This window comes from Kitasatospora sp. NPDC034533 (genome assembly GCF_055575155.1).
In genome coordinates this window covers 53,620-70,488 of sequence record NZ_JBVITE010000033.1, presented here as the reverse complement: position 1 = coordinate 70,488, position 16,869 = coordinate 53,620, and the positions used below count along the sequence as shown (strand labels likewise).

7 protein-coding genes and 1 pseudogene are annotated in these 16,869 nt (G+C 72.7%); 6 read left to right on the top strand and 2 right to left on the bottom strand.

Translation table 11 applies throughout. From position 1 onward, the window contains the following. Positions 1-1,013: 1,013 nt before the first annotated feature. A complete protein-coding gene (gene glgP, locus ACZ55U_RS22635; RefSeq protein ID WP_465528273.1) occupies positions 1,014-3,680 on the top strand; it encodes an alpha-glucan family phosphorylase in 2,667 nt (888 codons plus the stop codon). A gap of 135 nt (positions 3,681-3,815) precedes the next feature. Here glgP and ACZ55U_RS22630 read toward each other — a convergent pair. Continuing rightward, positions 3,816-7,501, bottom strand: a pseudogene (locus ACZ55U_RS22630) (ABC transporter ATP-binding protein). A 233-nt stretch (positions 7,502-7,734) separates the two neighbouring features. Here ACZ55U_RS22630 and ACZ55U_RS22625 point away from each other — a divergent pair. Further along, positions 7,735-9,162: a family 2B encapsulin nanocompartment shell protein gene (locus ACZ55U_RS22625; RefSeq protein ID WP_465528271.1), complete on the top strand. Its 1,428-nt coding sequence runs from the start codon at positions 7,735-7,737 to the stop codon at positions 9,160-9,162. On the opposite strand, the gene glgX is transcribed toward ACZ55U_RS22625, so the two are convergent. Beyond that, positions 9,087-11,423, bottom strand: coding sequence for a glycogen debranching protein GlgX (gene glgX, locus ACZ55U_RS22620; RefSeq protein WP_465528269.1), 2,337 nt, complete (start codon positions 11,421-11,423; stop codon positions 9,087-9,089). The genes ACZ55U_RS22625 and glgX overlap by 76 nt on opposite strands. A 199-nt stretch (positions 11,424-11,622) precedes the next feature. On the opposite strand from glgX, the gene ACZ55U_RS22615 reads away from it, so the two are divergent. The 4 genes from ACZ55U_RS22615 (at position 11,623) to ACZ55U_RS22600 (ending at position 16,499) form a co-directional block, all read left to right on the top strand. Further along, complete coding sequence (locus tag ACZ55U_RS22615; protein WP_465528267.1) at positions 11,623-12,852, top strand: L,D-transpeptidase; 1,230 nt, start codon at positions 11,623-11,625, stop codon at positions 12,850-12,852. Between the two features lie 253 nt (positions 12,853-13,105). Then, positions 13,106-14,350: a L,D-transpeptidase gene (locus ACZ55U_RS22610; RefSeq protein ID WP_465528265.1), complete on the top strand. Its 1,245-nt coding sequence runs from the start codon at positions 13,106-13,108 to the stop codon at positions 14,348-14,350. 214 nt (positions 14,351-14,564) lie between these two features. Next, on the top strand, positions 14,565-15,797 hold the full coding sequence (locus ACZ55U_RS22605; RefSeq protein ID WP_465528263.1) for a L,D-transpeptidase: 1,233 nt from the start codon (positions 14,565-14,567) through the stop codon (positions 15,795-15,797). Between the two features lie 207 nt (positions 15,798-16,004). Continuing rightward, entirely contained in the window at positions 16,005-16,499 is a 495-nt protein-coding gene (locus ACZ55U_RS22600) for an ATP-binding protein (protein WP_380700894.1), read from the top strand. Positions 16,500-16,869 lie beyond the last annotated feature (370 nt).

Below are 16,869 nucleotides of genomic sequence, written 5' to 3'. Positions count from 1 at the left end.
AGGGCTTGCGAGCGGGGGACTTCCGGGCGGGCGCCCCGGCGGCCGGGGCCGACGCGGCGGTGCCCGCGGCGGCGGCCTTCGGGGCGGTGGCCTTCGCGGCGCCGGCCTTCGGGGCGGTGGTGCGGCGCGTGGTGGTGGTGCGCCTGCGGGGGGCCGCCGCGGTCCCGTCCTCCTCGGCCCCGGGGTGGGGGGCCGCCGTGGAGGGCCGCGATTCGGAGGATCCGGTACGGGGCGCACCGGAGGTCCTCGGCGCCGGCATCGCCGGATCTGTCCGAGTGTCAGAATCCATCCGTCCGGCGGATTCCGCGACCGCTGCGTCGAAGCCTTCGGCCACCGGTGTGGACTGGTCCCGCGTGTCGCCGTGCATGCCAAACTCCTGCCCGAGATCGGCGGCAGCTCCCCGCGGGCCGGGTCGGGCCGGGGGAGCGCCGGAGGACTGCTGGGTGGGGAGGACGTGCGACCGGAAGCCTGCCCGCGCCGCTGTTCCCGGCAACCTGCCCGGCGCCCGCCGACCCGGCGGCGGGAAGCCCCGGAGCCCTCGTGCGTCCCGGCGCACGCCCTCCGCGGGGCACGCTCCCGGGCGACCCGGCCCACCCGTGAACGAGCGGACCGGGCGCCAGGACACGCGTCCGTACGCGGCGAGCGCCGAATGGGCTAAGAAGGTCGGGAACGGTCAACGCGAAAAGGATTCGGACGTGCTGCTTCGAGGGGGACGCCACCCGTCGTCGCACTCCCCACAGCATCAACGACCTTCGGTCATCCTCGCACCGGTGACGAGGTTTTTGCAGCGGTACGACAGTAGTTTCGAGCCTTCCCCCGGGTGGACGAGCCATCGGAAATGGACCCGTACCGAAGAGTTCACGTATTGGTAGCGCGGGGCCCCGAAATGTGCGCCTCGCGCGCCCCCCGTGCAGACCAATGCGCCGAATGCGATCTCATCAATAGCCCGAACGGATGCCCAATAGCCCACTTGACGCACTGCCGGACCGATCGCCACGGCTACGCTTCACGCCGTGAAGGCAATCCGCAGATTCACCGTCCGCACCGTCCTGCCCGAACAACTCCAGCCGTTGCACGAGCTGGCCCTCAACCTGCGTTGGTCCTGGCACCCCGAGACCAGGGACCTGTTCCGGTCCGTGGACCCGGAGGTCTGGGCCGCGACCGGCGAGGACCCGGTGCGGCTGCTCGGGGAGGTCCCGGCCGCCCGGCTCGCCGCACTCGCCACCGACCGGCGCTTCCTGCGCAGACTCGGCGACCTCGCCGACGACCTGCGCGAGTACCTGACCGGCCCGCGCTGGTACCAGACCCGAGGCGAGGCCGACCGGGCCCCGCTGCCCACCGCGATCGCCTACTTCTCGCCCGAGTACGGCATCGCCGCCGCGCTGCCCCAGTACTCCGGCGGGCTCGGCATCCTCGCCGGCGACCACCTCAAGGCCGCCAGCGACCTCGGCGTGCCGGTCATCGGCGTCGGCCTGTTCTACCGGCACGGCTACTTCCGCCAGTCCCTCAGCCGGGACGGCTGGCAACAGGAGCGCTATCCGCTGCTCGATCCGGACGAACTGGCCGTCAGCCTGCTCCGGGAGGCAGACGGCACCCCCTGCCGGGTCGACCTCGCCCTGCCCGGCGGCCGCACCCTGGCCGCCCACGTCCGCAAGGCCCAGGTCGGGCGGGTCCCGCTGCTGCTGCTCGACTCCGACATCGAGGCCAACTCGCCCGCCGAGCGGGACGTCACCGACCGGCTGTACGGCGGCGGCAGCGAGCACCGGCTGCTCCAGGAGATGCTGCTCGGCATCGGCGGCGTCCGGGCCGTGCGCGCCTACTGCCGGCTCACCGGGCACCCAGCCCCCGACGTCTTCCACACCAACGAGGGCCACGCCGGCTTCCTCGGCGTGGAGCGCATCCGCGAACTGGTCGCCGAGGACCCGGCCGGCCTCGACTTCTCCGCCGCCCTGGAGGCCGTCCGGGCGGGCACCCTCTTCACCACCCACACGCCCGTCCCGGCCGGCATCGACCGGTTCGACCGGGAGCTGGTCGCCCGCCACTTCGGCGGGGACGCCGCGCTGCCGGGCGTCCCGGTCGAGCAGGTGCTCGCGCTCGGCGCCGAGAGCTGGCGCGACGGGGACCCGAAGCTGTTCAACATGGCCGCCATGGGCCTGCGGCTGGCCCAGCGCGCCAACGGGGTCTCCACCCTGCACGGCGAGGTCAGCCGCTCGATGTTCCACGGCCTGTGGCCCGGCTTCGACCCCGCCGAGGTGCCGATCACCTCGGTCACCAACGGCGTGCACGCCCCCACCTGGATCGACCCGGCGGTGGTCCGGCTCGGCGCCGCCGAGATCGGCGCCGAACGCGCCGAGGAGGCGATGACCACCGGCGACACCGGGCGCTGGACGGGGCTGGAGAGGATCGGCAACACCGAGGTCTGGGAGCTGCGGCGCGCCCTGCGGGCCCAGCTGGTGGAGGAGGCCCGCCGCCGGCTGCACGCCTCCTGGCGCGGGCGCGGGGCCGGCGAGGCCGAGCTCGGCTGGGTCTCCTCGGTGCTCGACCCCGACGTGCTCACCATCGGCTTCGCCCGCCGGGTGCCCTCGTACAAGCGGCTCACCCTGATGCTGCGCGACCCGGAGCGGCTGCGCGCCCTGCTGCTGCACCCCACCCGGCCGGTGCAGATCGTGGTGGCCGGCAAGGCCCACCCGGCCGACGACGGCGGCAAGCGGCTGATCCAGCAGATGGTCGCCTTCGCCGACGACCCGGCGGTGCGGCACCGGATCGTCTTCCTGCCGGACTACGACATGGCGATGGCCCAGCGCCTCTACCCGGGCTGCGACGTGTGGCTGAACAACCCGCTGCGCCCGCTGGAGGCCTGCGGCACCTCCGGGATGAAGGCCGCGCTCAACGGCTGCCTCAACCTGTCCGTCCTGGACGGCTGGTGGGACGAGTGGTACGACGGCCGCAACGGCTGGGCGATCCCCACCGCCGACGAGGACGGCGGGGTGCTCGACCCGGACAGCGGCGAGGCCGAGCGGCGCGACGACATCGAGGCGGCCGCGCTCTACGACCTGATCGAGCACCAGGTCGCGGCCCGGTTCTACGACCGGGACGCGGACGGGCTGCCGCAGCAGTGGATCGCCATGGTCCGGCACACCCTGGTCACCCTCGGGCCCAAGGTGCTGGCCGGACGGATGGTCCGGGAGTACGTCGAACGGCTGTACGCCCCGGCGGCGCGGGCCCAGCGGGAGCTGGCGGCGGACCGCAACCGCGGCTCGCGGGAGCTGGCGCAGTGGAAGGCGAAGGTCCATGAGGCGTGGCCGGCCGTCCGGGTCGAGCACGTCGAGGCGGACTGCCCGGCCGAGGCGCAGGAGCTGGGCAGCACGCTGGCGCTGCGGGTGCAGGTCGCGCTCGGGACGCTGGAGCCGGGGGACGTCGAGGTGCAGGCGGTCTCCGGCCGGGTGGACGAACGGGACCGGATCTCGGACGCCTGCCTGCTCGCCCTCAAGCCGGTCGGCGGGCCCGACCTGGACGGCCGCACCCGCTACGAGGGCTCGCTGGAGCTGTGCCGGACCGGCCCGTTCGGCTACACCGTCCGGGTGCTGCCCGCGCACCCCCGGCTGGCCTCGCCGACCGAGCTGGGGCTGGTGGCCCTGCCGGCCGAGTCCGCCGGGATGGACGCCGGGCTGCTGCGCTGACCCGTCCGGGGGAGCGGCGGAGGCCGCGCGTCCGTGAACCGGACGCGCGGCCGTCCCGTGTTCACCACGGGGAGGTGGGGCGGCCCGGCCGGGTGCGTGACGGCGCACCCGGACGGGCACATTCATGGGGCCCGGCTAGACCAGGCTGTCCCGCCAGGCCCGGTGGAGGGCGGCGAAACGGCCGGAGCCGTCAATCAGCTCCCCTGGGGAGCCATCCTCCACGATCCGGCCCTGATCCATCACCAGGACACGGTCGGCGATTTCCACCGTCGAGAGCCGGTGGGCGATGATCACGGCCGTCCGGCCCGCCAGCACGGTGCGCATCGCCCGCTGGACGGCCTGCTCCCCGGGGACGTCCAGGGAGCTGGTCGCCTCGTCCAGGATCAGCACCGCCGGGTCGGCCAGCAGGGCGCGGGCGAAGGCCACCAGCTGGCGCTGGCCGGCCGAGATCCGGCCGCCGCGCTTGCGCACGTCGGTGTCGAAGCCGTCCGGCAGGGCGGCGATGAACTCGTACGCGCCGATGTCCCGGGCGGCCTGTTCGACCTCCTCGCGGGTGGCGCCGGGGCGGCCGATCGCGATGTTCTCGGCGACGGTGCCGGAGAACAGGAACGACTCCTGGGTCACCATCACCACCCCGCGCCGCAGGTCCGCGGCGGAGAGGTCGCGCAGGTCCACGCCGTCCAGCCGGATCCGGCCGTCGGTCGGGTCGTAGAAGCGGGCCAGCAGCTTGGCGACCGTCGACTTGCCCGCGCCCGTCGCGCCGACCACCGCCACCGTCTGGCCGGCCGGGATCCGAAGGTCGAAGGGCGGCAGCACCTCCTTGCCCGTCCGGTACGCGAAGCGGGTGCCCTCGAAGGCCACCTCCCGGCCCTTGCCGGTGGCCGGGGGCAGCTCGACGGGCTCGTCCGGCTCGGCGACGGTCGGCTCGTGGGCGAGCAGGCCGGAGATCTTCTCCAGCGCGGCGGCGGCCGACTGGTAGCTGTTCAGGAACATCGCCAGCTGGTCGATCGGGTCGAAGAGCCGGCGCAGGTAGAGCGCGAAGGCGGTGAGCACGCCCAGCTCCAGCGCGTCGTCCACGACCAGGTAGGCGCCGAGCAGCACCACGCCGGTGGTCCACAGGTTGGCGGTGGCCCGGGAGAGGCCGACGTAGCGGGCGATCTCCAGCAGGCCGTCCGCGGTCGCGGTGGCGGACTGCTGGTTGACCACGCCGAAGGCGGCGTCGTTGGCCTTCTCCCGGCGGAAGGCCTGCACCGGGCGGATGCCGTTCATGGTCTCGCTGAAGCGGACGATCAGCGAGGCGGCCGAGGTGCGCGAGCGCCGGTAGACCCGGCGCGAGCGGCGGCGGAAGGAGCGGGCGATCAGGCCCAGCGGCACGGCGGACGCCAGCGAGACCAGGCCGAGCTGCCAGTCCAGCGCCAGCAGCAGCACCGAGATGTAGCAGACCGACAGGATGACCGTCAGCAGCTCCTGGAGGCCCTCGGCGAGGAGCTCGCGCAGCGCGTCGATGTCACTGGTGGCGCGGGAGATGATCCGGCCGGAGGTGTAGCGCTCGTGGAAGTCCAGGCCGAGCCGCTGGGCGTGCCGGAAGATCCGGCCGCGCAGCTCCAGCACGACGTCCTGGTTGACCCGGGCGCTGATCTTGATGAACGCCCACTGGAGCACCGGGCCGAACAGCGCGCAGAACAGGTAGGCCGCGACCACCGCGATCAGCGGGCCGGCGTCGTGCTCGCGCAGCGCCGGGATGCCGCGGTCCATCGCCACCGCGACCAGCAGCGGGCCGGACTGGAGCGCGGCCTCCTGGACCAGGATCACCAGCATGGCGACGGCGATCCGGGCCCGGTGCGGGCGGAGCAGCGAGCGCAGCAGCGCCCCGGGCGCGCCGGGCGGTACGGGGATGTCCTCCTCGTCGGCGGGCGCCGGGGGCAGTTCCTCCTCGGCCGGGTCGACGGGCCCGGCCTGCACGGGGGCGGCGGTGGTGGTCATGCGCTGCTCCGTTCGGGTAGCAGGGAGGACTCGCCCGACATCAGCTGTCGGTAGTGCGCGCAGTCGCGCAGCAGTTCCTGGTGGGTGCCGACGGCCTCGATCCGGCCGTCGGCCAGCACCGCGACCCGGTCGGCGAGCAGGACGGTGCTGGGCCGGTGGGCGACCACCAGGGCCGTGGTGGTGCCGAGCACCTCGCGCAGCGCCCGTTCGACCAGGGCCTCGGTGTGCACGTCCAGGGCGGAGAGCGGGTCGTCCAGCACCAGGAAGGCCGGGTCGCCGACCACCGCGCGGGCCAGCGCGAGGCGCTGGCGCTGGCCGCCGGACAGGCTCAGGCCCTGCTCGCCGACCTCGGTGTCCACGCCCTGGGGCAGCTTCTCGACGAAGCCGGCCTGGGCGGTGGCGAGCGCGGAGCGCAGCTGCTCCTCGCCGGCGCCGGGGGCGCCCATCAGGACGTTCTCCCGGATGGTGGCGGAGAACAGGGTGGGATCCTCGAAGGCGATCGCGACGAGTTCGCGCAGCCGCTGCCGGGGCAGCTCGCGGATGTCCCGGCCGTCCAGCGTGATGGTGCCGGCGGTGGCCTCGTACAGCCGGGGGAGCAGCGCGGTGAGGGTGGTCTTGCCGCTGCCGGTGGCGCCGACCAGGGCCATCGTCTCGCCGCTGCGGATGTGCAGGTCGATGCAGGCCAGGAGGTCGGGGCTGTCCTCGGGGGCGTCGGGGTAGCGGAAGCGGACGCCGGTGAAGCGGATGCCGTCCGCGGCGCCGAGCCCGGTGGCGGTGCCCGTCTCGGGGTCGTCCGGCTCGTCCATCACCTCGAAGAAGCGGTCGGTGGCGGTGGCGGCCTCGTTGGAGTAGGCGAGCAGCCAGCCGAGCGACTCGACCGGCCAGCGCAGGGCGAGCGCGGTGGAGAGGAAGGCGACCAGGGTGCCGGCGCTCAGCTCGTCGTGGGCCACCAGGTAGGCGCCGACGGCGAGGGCACAGCCGAGCGCGAGCTCCGGCAGGCCGACGGTGATCGCCCAGAGGTTGGCGAGCAGGTGGGACTTGCGCAGCTCGGTGCGGCGCAGCTCCTGGGACTGGGCGTGGAAGCGCTCGGCCATCGAGCGGTGCCGGCCGAAGGCCTTGAGGATGCGGATGCCGAGGACGGACTCCTCGACCACGGTGGCGATGTCGCCGTTCTGGTCCTGGGCGAGGCGGGAGGCGGCGGAGTAGCCGGCCTCGAACCGCCGGGTGAACAGGAACAGCGGCACGAACGGCGCCAGGGCGATCAGCGCGAGCCGCCAGTCCTGGGTGAACATCACCACCGTGCCGGCCAGGAACATCACGGTGTTGACGATCAGGAAGACCAGGGGGAAGGCCAGGAACAGCCGCATGGTGTACATGTCGGCGGTGGCCCGGGAGAGCAGCTGGCCGGAGCCCCAGCGGTCGTGGAAGGAGATCGGCAGCCGCTGGAGCTTGGCGAAGAGGTCCCCGCGCATCGCCGTCTCCAGCCCAGCCAGCGGGCGGGCCAGCACCACCCGGCGGGTGTAGAACAGCGCGGCCTCGAACAGGCCGAGGCCCAGCAGCAGGCCGATCAGCGGCCAGAGGCCGGCCAGGTCGTGCTCGGCCAGCGGGCCGTCCACGATCCGGCCGAGGACCACGGGGACGGCGAGGGTGCTCACCATGGCGAGCGAGGCGGCCGTCACGGAGACCGCCAGCCGGCCGCGCACGGCCCGGGCGTACGGCCACAGGCGCAGCAGGGAGCGGACCGCGGAGTGCCGGGGCGCGGGTGCGGGGCTGTCTGCCCCGTCGGCCCTGGGGCCCTCCGGGGTCGGATTCTCGGTGTCGTGTCGGTTCTCGGCCATCGCGGTGAGGGTAGGCAGAGAGGCCGTCACTTCTCATCCGGTTTTTCGCCCCTGTCGGCCCCGCTCGTCGAGAACCGGCCACCCGAGCGGGCGGATCAGGCGCGGAACGCGGGGCGCGCACCGTCGTTCGTGCGGGTCCGAATGCGCCGCGCGCCTCTTGCGAGCGCCTGCCGATCGGCCGATGACAACTCCTGACGGATGCACATGGATACGCGAGTGACAGGAGTGAGCACATGACGGTCGAAACCGAACCCACCCCCGGGCCCGGCTCCGCAACCGTGCAGGTACGGGCCCAGCTCAGCCTCAGCACGACCGCGGCGCGGAACCTGGCGACGACGACCAAGTCGAAGCCGCAGATGCAGGAGATCACCTCCCGGTGGCTGCTCAAGATGCTGCCGTGGGTGCAGGTCAGCGCGGGCACCTACCGGGTCAACCGGCGGCTGAGCTACGCCCCCGGACGCGGCCGGGTGAGCTTCGCCAAGACCGGCTCGTCGGTGTCCGTGATCCCCGCCTCGCTGGCCGAGGTGCCGGCGCTGCGCGGCTTCGAGGACGAGGAGGTGCTGGCCGAGCTGGCCCGCCGGTTCGTGCAGCGGGACGTCGCCCCGGGTGACGTCCTGGTGCAGGAGGGCGCGCCGATCGAGGAGGTGTTCCTGATCGCGCACGGCAAGGTGGACCGGATCGGCACCGGCAAGTACGGCGAGCAGACGGAACTCGGCCCGCTCGCGGACGGCGACCACATCGGCGACGAGGCGATCACCGACGGCGGCGGCACCTGGCCGTACACCGTGAGGGCGGCCACCCCCGGGGTCGTGATGGCGCTGCCCTGGCCGGTGCTCCAGGAGCTGATCGAGCGCTCCGAGGCGCTGCGCGAGCAGCTGCTGGGCTTCGCCGCCGACGCCGCCCAGGCGCAGAACGACCACGGCGAGGCGGCGATCGACCTCTCGGCGGGCCACCAGGGCGAGTACGAGCTGCCCGGCGCCTTCGTGGACTACGAACTCAAGCCGCGCGAGTACGAGTTGAGCGTCGCCCAGACCGTCCTCAAGGTGCACACCCGGGTCGCCGACCTCTACAACAAGCCGATGAACCAGACCGAGGAGCAGCTGCGGCTGACCATCGAGGCCCTGCGGGAGCGGCAGGAGCACGAGATCATCAACAACCCGGAGTTCGGGCTGCTCTGCAACGCCGACTTCGACCAGCGGATCCAGACCCGCGCCGGGGCGCCCACCCCGGACGACCTGGACGAGCTGCTGAGCATGCGCCGTGACACCGACTACCTGTTCGCCCACCCGCGCGCCATCGCGGCCTTCGAGCGGGAGTGCAACCGGGCCGGCGTCTATCCGGCGACCGCCGTCGTCCTCGGCAAGCAGCGGCCGACCTGGCGCGGGGTGCCGATCTTCCCGTGCAACAAGATCCGGGTGTCCGACCAGCAGACCACCTCGTTCATCGCGATGCGTGTCGGCGAGGACAACCAGGGCGTGGTCGGCCTGACCCAGGTCGGCATCCCGGACGAGGTCGAGCCGGGCCTGAACGTGCGGTTCATGGGCATCGACGAGAAGGCGATCGCCTCGTACCTGGTCAGCACCTACTACTCGGCGGCGGTGCTGGTGCCGGACGCGATCGGCGTGCTGGAGAACGTCGAGGTCGGGGTGGTCGGCGGCTGAGCCGGGGCGTCCCGGCCGGGCGTGCGCAGCAGCCGCAGCGAGCGCCCGGCCAGGACGACGGCGCCGCGCGGGGGCGCTTCGCCCGCGCCGGTGTCGGCGGGGTCGCCGGTGTCGGCGGTGTCGAGCACGGTCTCCCACCCGGCCACCGTCTCCCGCACCGCCACCGTCTCCCGCCCGGCGGACGGCGCCGTCCAGGGCTCGCCGGGCAGGGTGAACACCACCGGCCGGGGGCCCGCGTTGAGCAGCAGCAGGAAGCTGTCGTCGGTGAGCTGCCGCCCGGCCTCGTCCCGTTCGGACATCGCGGTGCCGGAGAGCAGCATGCCGAGGCAGGCCGTCGGCGCGAACCAGTCGGCCTCGGTCATCTCCCGGCCGCGCGGGGTGAACCAGGCGAGGTCGGGCCGGCCGCCGGGGGTGGTGGCCCGGCCGGAGAAGAACGCCCGCTGGCGCAGCACCGGGTGGGCCCGGCGCAACCGGACCAGCCGGGCGGTGAGTTCGCACAGCTCCTGCCAGCGGGGCTGGTCCAGCAGCGACCAGTCCAGCCAGCCGACCTCGTTGTCCTGGCAGTACGCGTTGTTGTTGCCGCCCTGGGTGCGGCCCAGCTCGTCCCCGGCGGTGAGCATCGGGACGCCCGCCGAGAGCAGCAGGGTGGCCGTCAGGTTGCGCAGCTGGCGCAGCCGCAGCGCGTTGACCGAAGGGTCCGCGCTCTCGCCCTCGACGCCGTGGTTCCAGGAGCGGTTGTCCTCGGTGCCGTCCCGGTTGTCCTCGCCGTTGGCCTCGTTGTGCTTGCGGTCGTAGGAGACCAGGTCGCGCAGGGTGAAACCGTCGTGGGCCGTCACGTAGTTGACCGAGGCGTACGGGCGGCGGCCGGCCCGCTGGTAGAGGTCGGAGGAGCCGGAGAGGCGGTAGCCGAGCTCGCGGACGTCCGGGCGGGCGCCGCGCCAGAAGTCCCGGACGGTGTCGCGGTACTTGTCGTTCCACTCGGCCCACAGCGGGGGGAAGCCGCCGACCTGGTAGCCGCCCGGGCCGACGTCCCAGGGCTCGGCGATCAGCTTCACCCGGCTGAGCAACGGGTCCTGGGCGACGGCGGCGAGGAACGGGTGGTCCATGTCGACGTCGTCGGTGCCGTTCGGGCCGCCGCGGGCCAGGGCGGCGGCGAGGTCGAAGCGGAAGCCGTCCACGCCCATCTCGGTGACCCAGTAGCGCAGCGAGTCGGTGATCAGCCGGATCACCTGAGGGCGGCGGGTGTCCAGGGTGTTGCCGCAGCCGGTGTAGTCGGCGTAGCCGCGCGGGCGGTGCGGCGGGAGGCGGTAGTAGGCGGCGTTGTCGATGCCGCGCAGGGAGAGCGACGGGCCGAGTTCGCCGCCCTCGGCGGTGTGGTTGTACACCACGTCGAGGATCACCTCGATCCCGGCGGCGTGCAGGGCGCGGACCATCCGCTTGAACTCGCCGACCTGGCCGCCGCGGGAGCCGGAGGCGCTGTAGCCGGCGTGCGGCGCGAAGTAGCCGATCGTGTTGTAGCCCCAGTAGTTGACCAGCCCGCGGGCCTGGAGGTGGTCCTCGCTGGCGTGCTGGTGCACCGGCAGCAGTTCGACGGCGGTCACGCCGAGGCGGGTGAGGTGGGCGAGCGCGGCGGGGTGGGCGAGGCCGGCGTAGGTGCCGCGCAGTTCCGGCGGGACGTCGGGGTGGCGCATGGTGAAGCCGCGCACGTGCAGTTCGTAGAGCACCGTCTCGGCCCACGGGGTCTTCGGGCGCTGGTCGTCGTACCAGTCGTCGTCGTCGTGGACGACCACGGACCGGGGCACGTGGGGCGCGGAGTCGCGGTTGTCCCGGACGGTGTCGGCGACCTCGGCCTCGGGCCAGTCGCGGACGGCGGCGCAGGCGGCGTCGTGGGAGGCGTAACAGCCGTCGATGGCACGGGCGTAGGGGTCGAGCAGCAGCTTGGCCGGGTTCCAGCGGGCGCCCGTCCACGGGTCCCAGCGGCCGTGCACGCGGAAGCCGTAGCGGGTGCCGGGGCGCACACCGGGGAGGAAGCCGTGCCAGACCTGGAAGTCCTGTTCGGTGAGGCGGTGCCGGCTCTCCCGGCCGTCCTCGTCGAAGAGGCACAGGTCGACGGCCTCGGCGCCGCCCGCCCAGAGCGCGAAGTTGGTGCCGTGGCGGCCGAGCCGGTCGGTGCGGTAGCGGGCGCCGAGCGGCTGCCAGCTGCCGGGCCACGGAGGGCCGACCGGCGGTGCTCCGGCTTCCAGCTCCTGCCCTGACGCCATGGCCTGCCCTCCCTGGACGGGGTGTCCCGGACCCCGCCCACCTCTCTTTCCCGGTTTGCGCGGACCGGAAGCCGTTGAACGGGGGCTTACCGGCGGATGGCGGGCAGGGGGGCGTGCCGGGCCGGGGTCCGGCGTGTCTTCGCCGGGAGGCGCCTCGTTGTCCCCGGTGTCGAAACGTGAACAGTGGGAGGGCCCCGGGATGCGGCGCCGAGGACGGGTGTGGGCGCGGGGCGCGGCGGCGGTGGCCTGCTGCCTGGCGGTCCTGACGGGATGCGGCGATCCGGTGGTGCCGGACGGGGACGCGGCCCCGGCCGCGGCGGGCGGGTACACCGCGCCACCGACGCCGTCCAAGGCGGTGCTCACCGTGCAGCCGGCCGACGGCGCGCAGGGCGTGCAGCCGGAGGGGTCGGTGCGGGTGGCCGTCGCCCAGGGTCGGCTGGTCTCCGTCCGGCTGGCCGACGCCAAGGGCACCGAGGTGCCCGGCACGATCGCCGCGGACGGCACCGGCTGGGCGCCGAACGGCCCGCTGCCGCTCGGGACGGCGTTCACCCTGGACTCCGTCGCCGAGGACGACCAGGGCCAGAAGGCGGCCCAGCACTCGGAGTTCACGACCGTCGCCCGGGCGCACACCTTCGTGGCCTTCTTCACCCCGGAGGACGGCTCCACCGTCGGCGTCGGCATGCCGGTCTCGCTGCGCTTCAGCCGTCCGATCACCGACCGGGCGGCGGTGGAACGGGCCGTCCAGGTCACCGCCGACCCGCCGGTGCAGGTGGCCGCCCACTGGTTCGACGGCCAGCGGCTGGACTTCCGCCCGCGGCAGTACTGGGCGGCCGGCACCAGGGTCACGGTGGCGCTGCGGCTCAAGGACGTGCAGGGCGCGCCGGGCCAGTTCGGCACCCAGAACCGGGACCTGCGCTTCACCGTCGGCCGGGCGCAGGTCTCCACCGTCGACCTGGACGCCCACACCCTGACCGTCCGGGCCGGGCAGGGCGGCAAGGTGCTCCGGGTGCTCAAGGTCTCCGGCGGCAGCCGTGAACACTCCACCTACCGCGGGGTGATGGTGGTGTCGGAGATGTACAAGGTGACCAGGATGAACTCGCAGACCGTCGGGATGGGCGACGAGTACGACATCAAGGACGTCCCGCACGCGATGCGGCTCACCAGCTCCGGCACCTTCGTGCACGGCAACTACTGGGCGGACCCGGCGGTGTTCGGGACCGCCAACACCAGCCACGGCTGCATCGGGCTGGCCGACGCCAAGGACGGGGCGAGCAAGGACTCCCCGGCGGGCTGGCTGTTCGAGCACACCCTCCCGGGGGACGTGCTGGAGGTGAAGGCCTCGTCCGGGGACCTCGTGCCGCCGGACAACGGGCTGAACGGCTGGAACGTGCCGTGGGAGCAGTGGGTGGCCGGGAGCGCGCTGCGCTGACCGGGCCGTCCTTCCTGCCCGTCCGGTCCTCGTTCTCCGCCCGTCCGTCCCTCTTCCCGAGGGTCTCGACCGTTCCGTCCCGTCTTCACCGTTGATCCACGTATCGTCAACCCGACTCCTCTCAGGTTTCACTCGGACGGCTTAGCTATCCTGCTCCGGCGCGTCGCCAGCCCGGCTCGAAAGTTCGAGGTCCGGTGCAACTCATGGGGGCACTCAACGCGTCAAGAGAGTGAATACCGGGAGGGGAGAATCCGTGAAGACGGGGAAGACGGCCGGCGCAGCGATACGCACCACCAACCGCTACGGGCGCAGGGGTGCGATGGCGCTGGTCATGGGTGGGGTGCTGCTGCTCACCGCCGCGTGCGGCGACGACAAGGGCGGTGGTTCGGGCGGTTCGGGAGGCGGCAACGCGGCTTCGTCCTCGGCGGACGGCGGCGCGGGGGCCACGCCGAAGCCCTCGGCCGCGGTGCTGGCGGTCCAGCCGGCCGACGGCGCCCAGGACGTCGCGCCGAACGGGCTCCAGGTGTCCGTGTCGAACGGCAAGCTCACCACGGTCGAGGTGACCGACAAGGACGGCAAGCCGGTCGAGGGCGCGATCACCCCGGACGGCACCGGCTGGAAGCCGGCGGCGCCGCTCGGTGTGGGCATGGCGTACAAGGTGAACGCCCAGGCCAAGGACGGCGAGGGCCTGGTGGCCGCGTCCACCACCACGTTCACCACGCTGACGCCGGAGAAGAAGGTCTCCACCAACGACAACATCAGTGACGGCGCCACCTACGGCGTCGGCATGATCGTCTCGGTGAACTTCAACAAGGCCGTCAAGAACAAGGACGCGGTCGTCCAGGGCATCACCTTCGAGACCAGCAACGGCACCGTGGTGAAGGGCCACTGGTTCGGCGACCAGCGGATCGACTTCCGCCCGGAGAAGTACTGGGCGCCGGACACCAAGGTGACCATCAAGTACCGGCTGAAGAACGTCGAGGTCGCCCCGGGCGTCTACGGCGACGTGGACAAGGACGAGCCGTTCACGATCGGCCGCTCGATGATCTCCACCGCGGACGCCAAGTCGCACCAGATGACCATCGAGAAGGGCGGCCAGACCACCACCGTGCCGGTCACCCTGGGCGCGGACGCCACGCCGTCCTGGGGCGGGACCATGGTGGTCATGTCCAAGGAGAAGGTCACCCGGATGAACTCGCAGACCGTCGGTCTCGGCGGCGAGTACGACATCCAGGACGTGCCGCACGCCATGCGGCTGACCACCTCCGGCACCTTCGTGCACGGCAACTACTGGGCCAACCCGTTCGGCAAGACCAACGCCAGCCACGGCTGCGTGTCGATGCAGGACGTCAAGGGCGGCAGCGACGCCTCGGTCGCCGGCAAGTTCTTCAACGACTCGATGATCGGCGACCCGATCAAGATCGTGAACACCAAGGAGAAGACCGTCGCGCCCTCCAACGGGCTGGGCGGCTGGAACGTGGACTGGGCCAACTGGTAGGCCCTACCCGCACGCGGGGCCCGGCAGTCCGGGCCCCGCGGCGAGTCCTCCGTCGCGCGGCCCGGCCTCACTCGTTGGGGTCGGGCCGCCGCGGTTTCCGGGGCGGCGGGACGCACGAACGGCGCAACCTTTTCGGTGACCGGATGCGTATACCGATCGGGTCCGTCGGGTCCAACGGGGAGTTTCTCGGATCTTCTGAGGGAGGGAGTCGACGATGCGGTCGATACGCAGGGTGGTGGCCGTCGGGCTGGTCGGCGGAGCGATGGCGCTGACGGCCGCCTGTGGCGGCGGGGGCGGGGGCGGGGGCGGTGCCGCGAAGGCCGACCTGGGGGCCGGCGCCGCCGCGGGTGCCGGTACCGGCGGGAAGCCGGCGGCGACGGCCACCAGTGCGGTGCCGAAGGTCTCCAAGGCCGTCGTGAGCATCGAGCCCGGGGCCGGCGCGGTGGACGTGGCGCCGAACGCGCTCCGGATCGGCGCCACCGGGGGCAGGCTCACCACCGTCAAGGTGAGCGACAAGGCGGGCAGGGAGGTCCCCGGCACCATCTCCGCCGACGGCGCCTCCTGGACGCCGGCGGCGGGCCTGGAGGTGGGCACCGCCTACCGGGTCAGCGCGATGGCGGCGGACGCCGACGGCGCGGTCGCCACGGCGGACAGCGACTTCACCACGCTGACCCCGACGGCGCTCGCCAAGGCCTCGGACAACGTGGACGACGACGCCACCTACGGCGTCGGCATGATCGTCTCGGTGAACTTCAGCAAGGACGTCAAGAACAAGGACGACGTCGTGAAGGGCATCACCTTCGAGACCAGCAACGGCACCGTGGTCAGGGGCCACTGGTTCGACGACCGCCGGCTGGACTTCCGTCCGGAGCAGTACTGGGCGCCCGGGACGAAGGTGGTCGTGCACTACCGGCTGAAGAGCGTCGAGATCGCCCCGGGGGTGTACGGCGCGGACCGGGACGAGCCCTTCACGATCGGGCGGTCCCAGATTTCGACGGTTGACGCCGCCGCACACAAGATGACGGTCGTACAGAGTGGTCAGTCGAGCGAGATCGACATCACCTCCGGCTCGCCCGAACACCCCACCTGGAACGGGACGATGGTGGTCATGTCCAAGGAGGGCGTGGTGCGGATGCAGTCCAGCACCCTGCCCGGCATGACCGGCGCGCCGTACGACCTCCAGGTCCCGCACTCGATGCGGCTCACCGACTCCGGCACGTACGTGCACGGCAACTACTGGAGCGACGCGTTCGGCGAGGACAACGTCAGCCACGGCTGCGTGGGCCTGCGGGACGTCAAGGGCGGCGGCTCGGGCACCTCGATGGGCAAGTTCTACGACGGGACGCTGGTCGGGGACGTGATGATCGTGAAGAACTCGACCAAGAAGGAGACGCTCGACCCGGCGAACGGCCTGAGTGGCTGGAACCTCCCGTGGGGCAGCTGGTAGCGGCTTCCGAGCCGCTGCCGGAGGGGGCGGGTCAACCCTGGCTTGACGGAGGTCGGCCCGGGGCGGCCCCCTCTTGCTTCCGGCATATGCCGACCCGGAGAGATCGTTTGCTCATTGTCCGTACGCGGCTGCTTGCGTTCCGCAATGATGGTCCGCATGGCGGGTTGGGGCGAAACAGATCAGTCATCAGTTCCCGGGGCCGGTGCGGTGGCCGAGGCGTCCTGGATCGGAGTCCAGGGCGGGCTGTCGGCGCTGGAGCGGCTCAGCTCGGCGGAACTGGAGGAGATGTATTCCGGAAGACTCCGCGACCCGTCCGCGCCGAACGAGGTGCGGCTGCCGTCCCGGCCCGAATCGGCCCCGGTGGCGCGCCGGCTGGTGCTCTCCGTCCTGGAGTCCTGGGAGCTCCACCAGCACCTGGAGGCCGGGGAACTGCTGACCGGCGAGCTGGTGGCCAACGCCGTCCGGCACGCGGCCGGGCGCACCATCGGGCTGCACGTCAGCCGCAAGCCTGGCTGGCTCCGGGTCGAGGTCCGGGACTCCTCGCGGGCGCTGCCCTGCATGATCCTCGCGGAGGCGAAGCCGGTGAACGAGCGGGGGCGGGGGCTGCGGATCGTCGACGACCTCTCCGACCGGTGGGGGGCGGACCTGCTGCCGAGGGGCAAGGGCGTGTGGTTCGAGCTGAAGGTGCGCGAGCGGCCGTAGGGGTTCCTCCTGCCGGAAAACACGCGGGGCCCCCGGATTCGCCGTGGTCCGGCGGATGGGGGCCCCTGCAGGTCATCGCGCCGGCCAAGGGGGTGCGTGCCGCGCGATGGGCGTCGGCAGTGCCAGGTCGGGCCCGCCGAAGTCATCAGCCCAGGTCGGCGTGGTGTGTCGCCCGCCGTTGGGCTGCCTCGACTATCGCACGGATCTCAGCATGCGGGCAAACCGGGTGGCTTGGAATGCAAGGTGTGTTACGTAGTTCACCTTGGGATTCTGCATAGGTTCACGCTGATGCCTGTGAATATTCATGATCGCGGCGGCGCTGCCATCACTTGGCGGATCCGGGCGGTGGCCGTCGGCGGAGGGGTCGTCG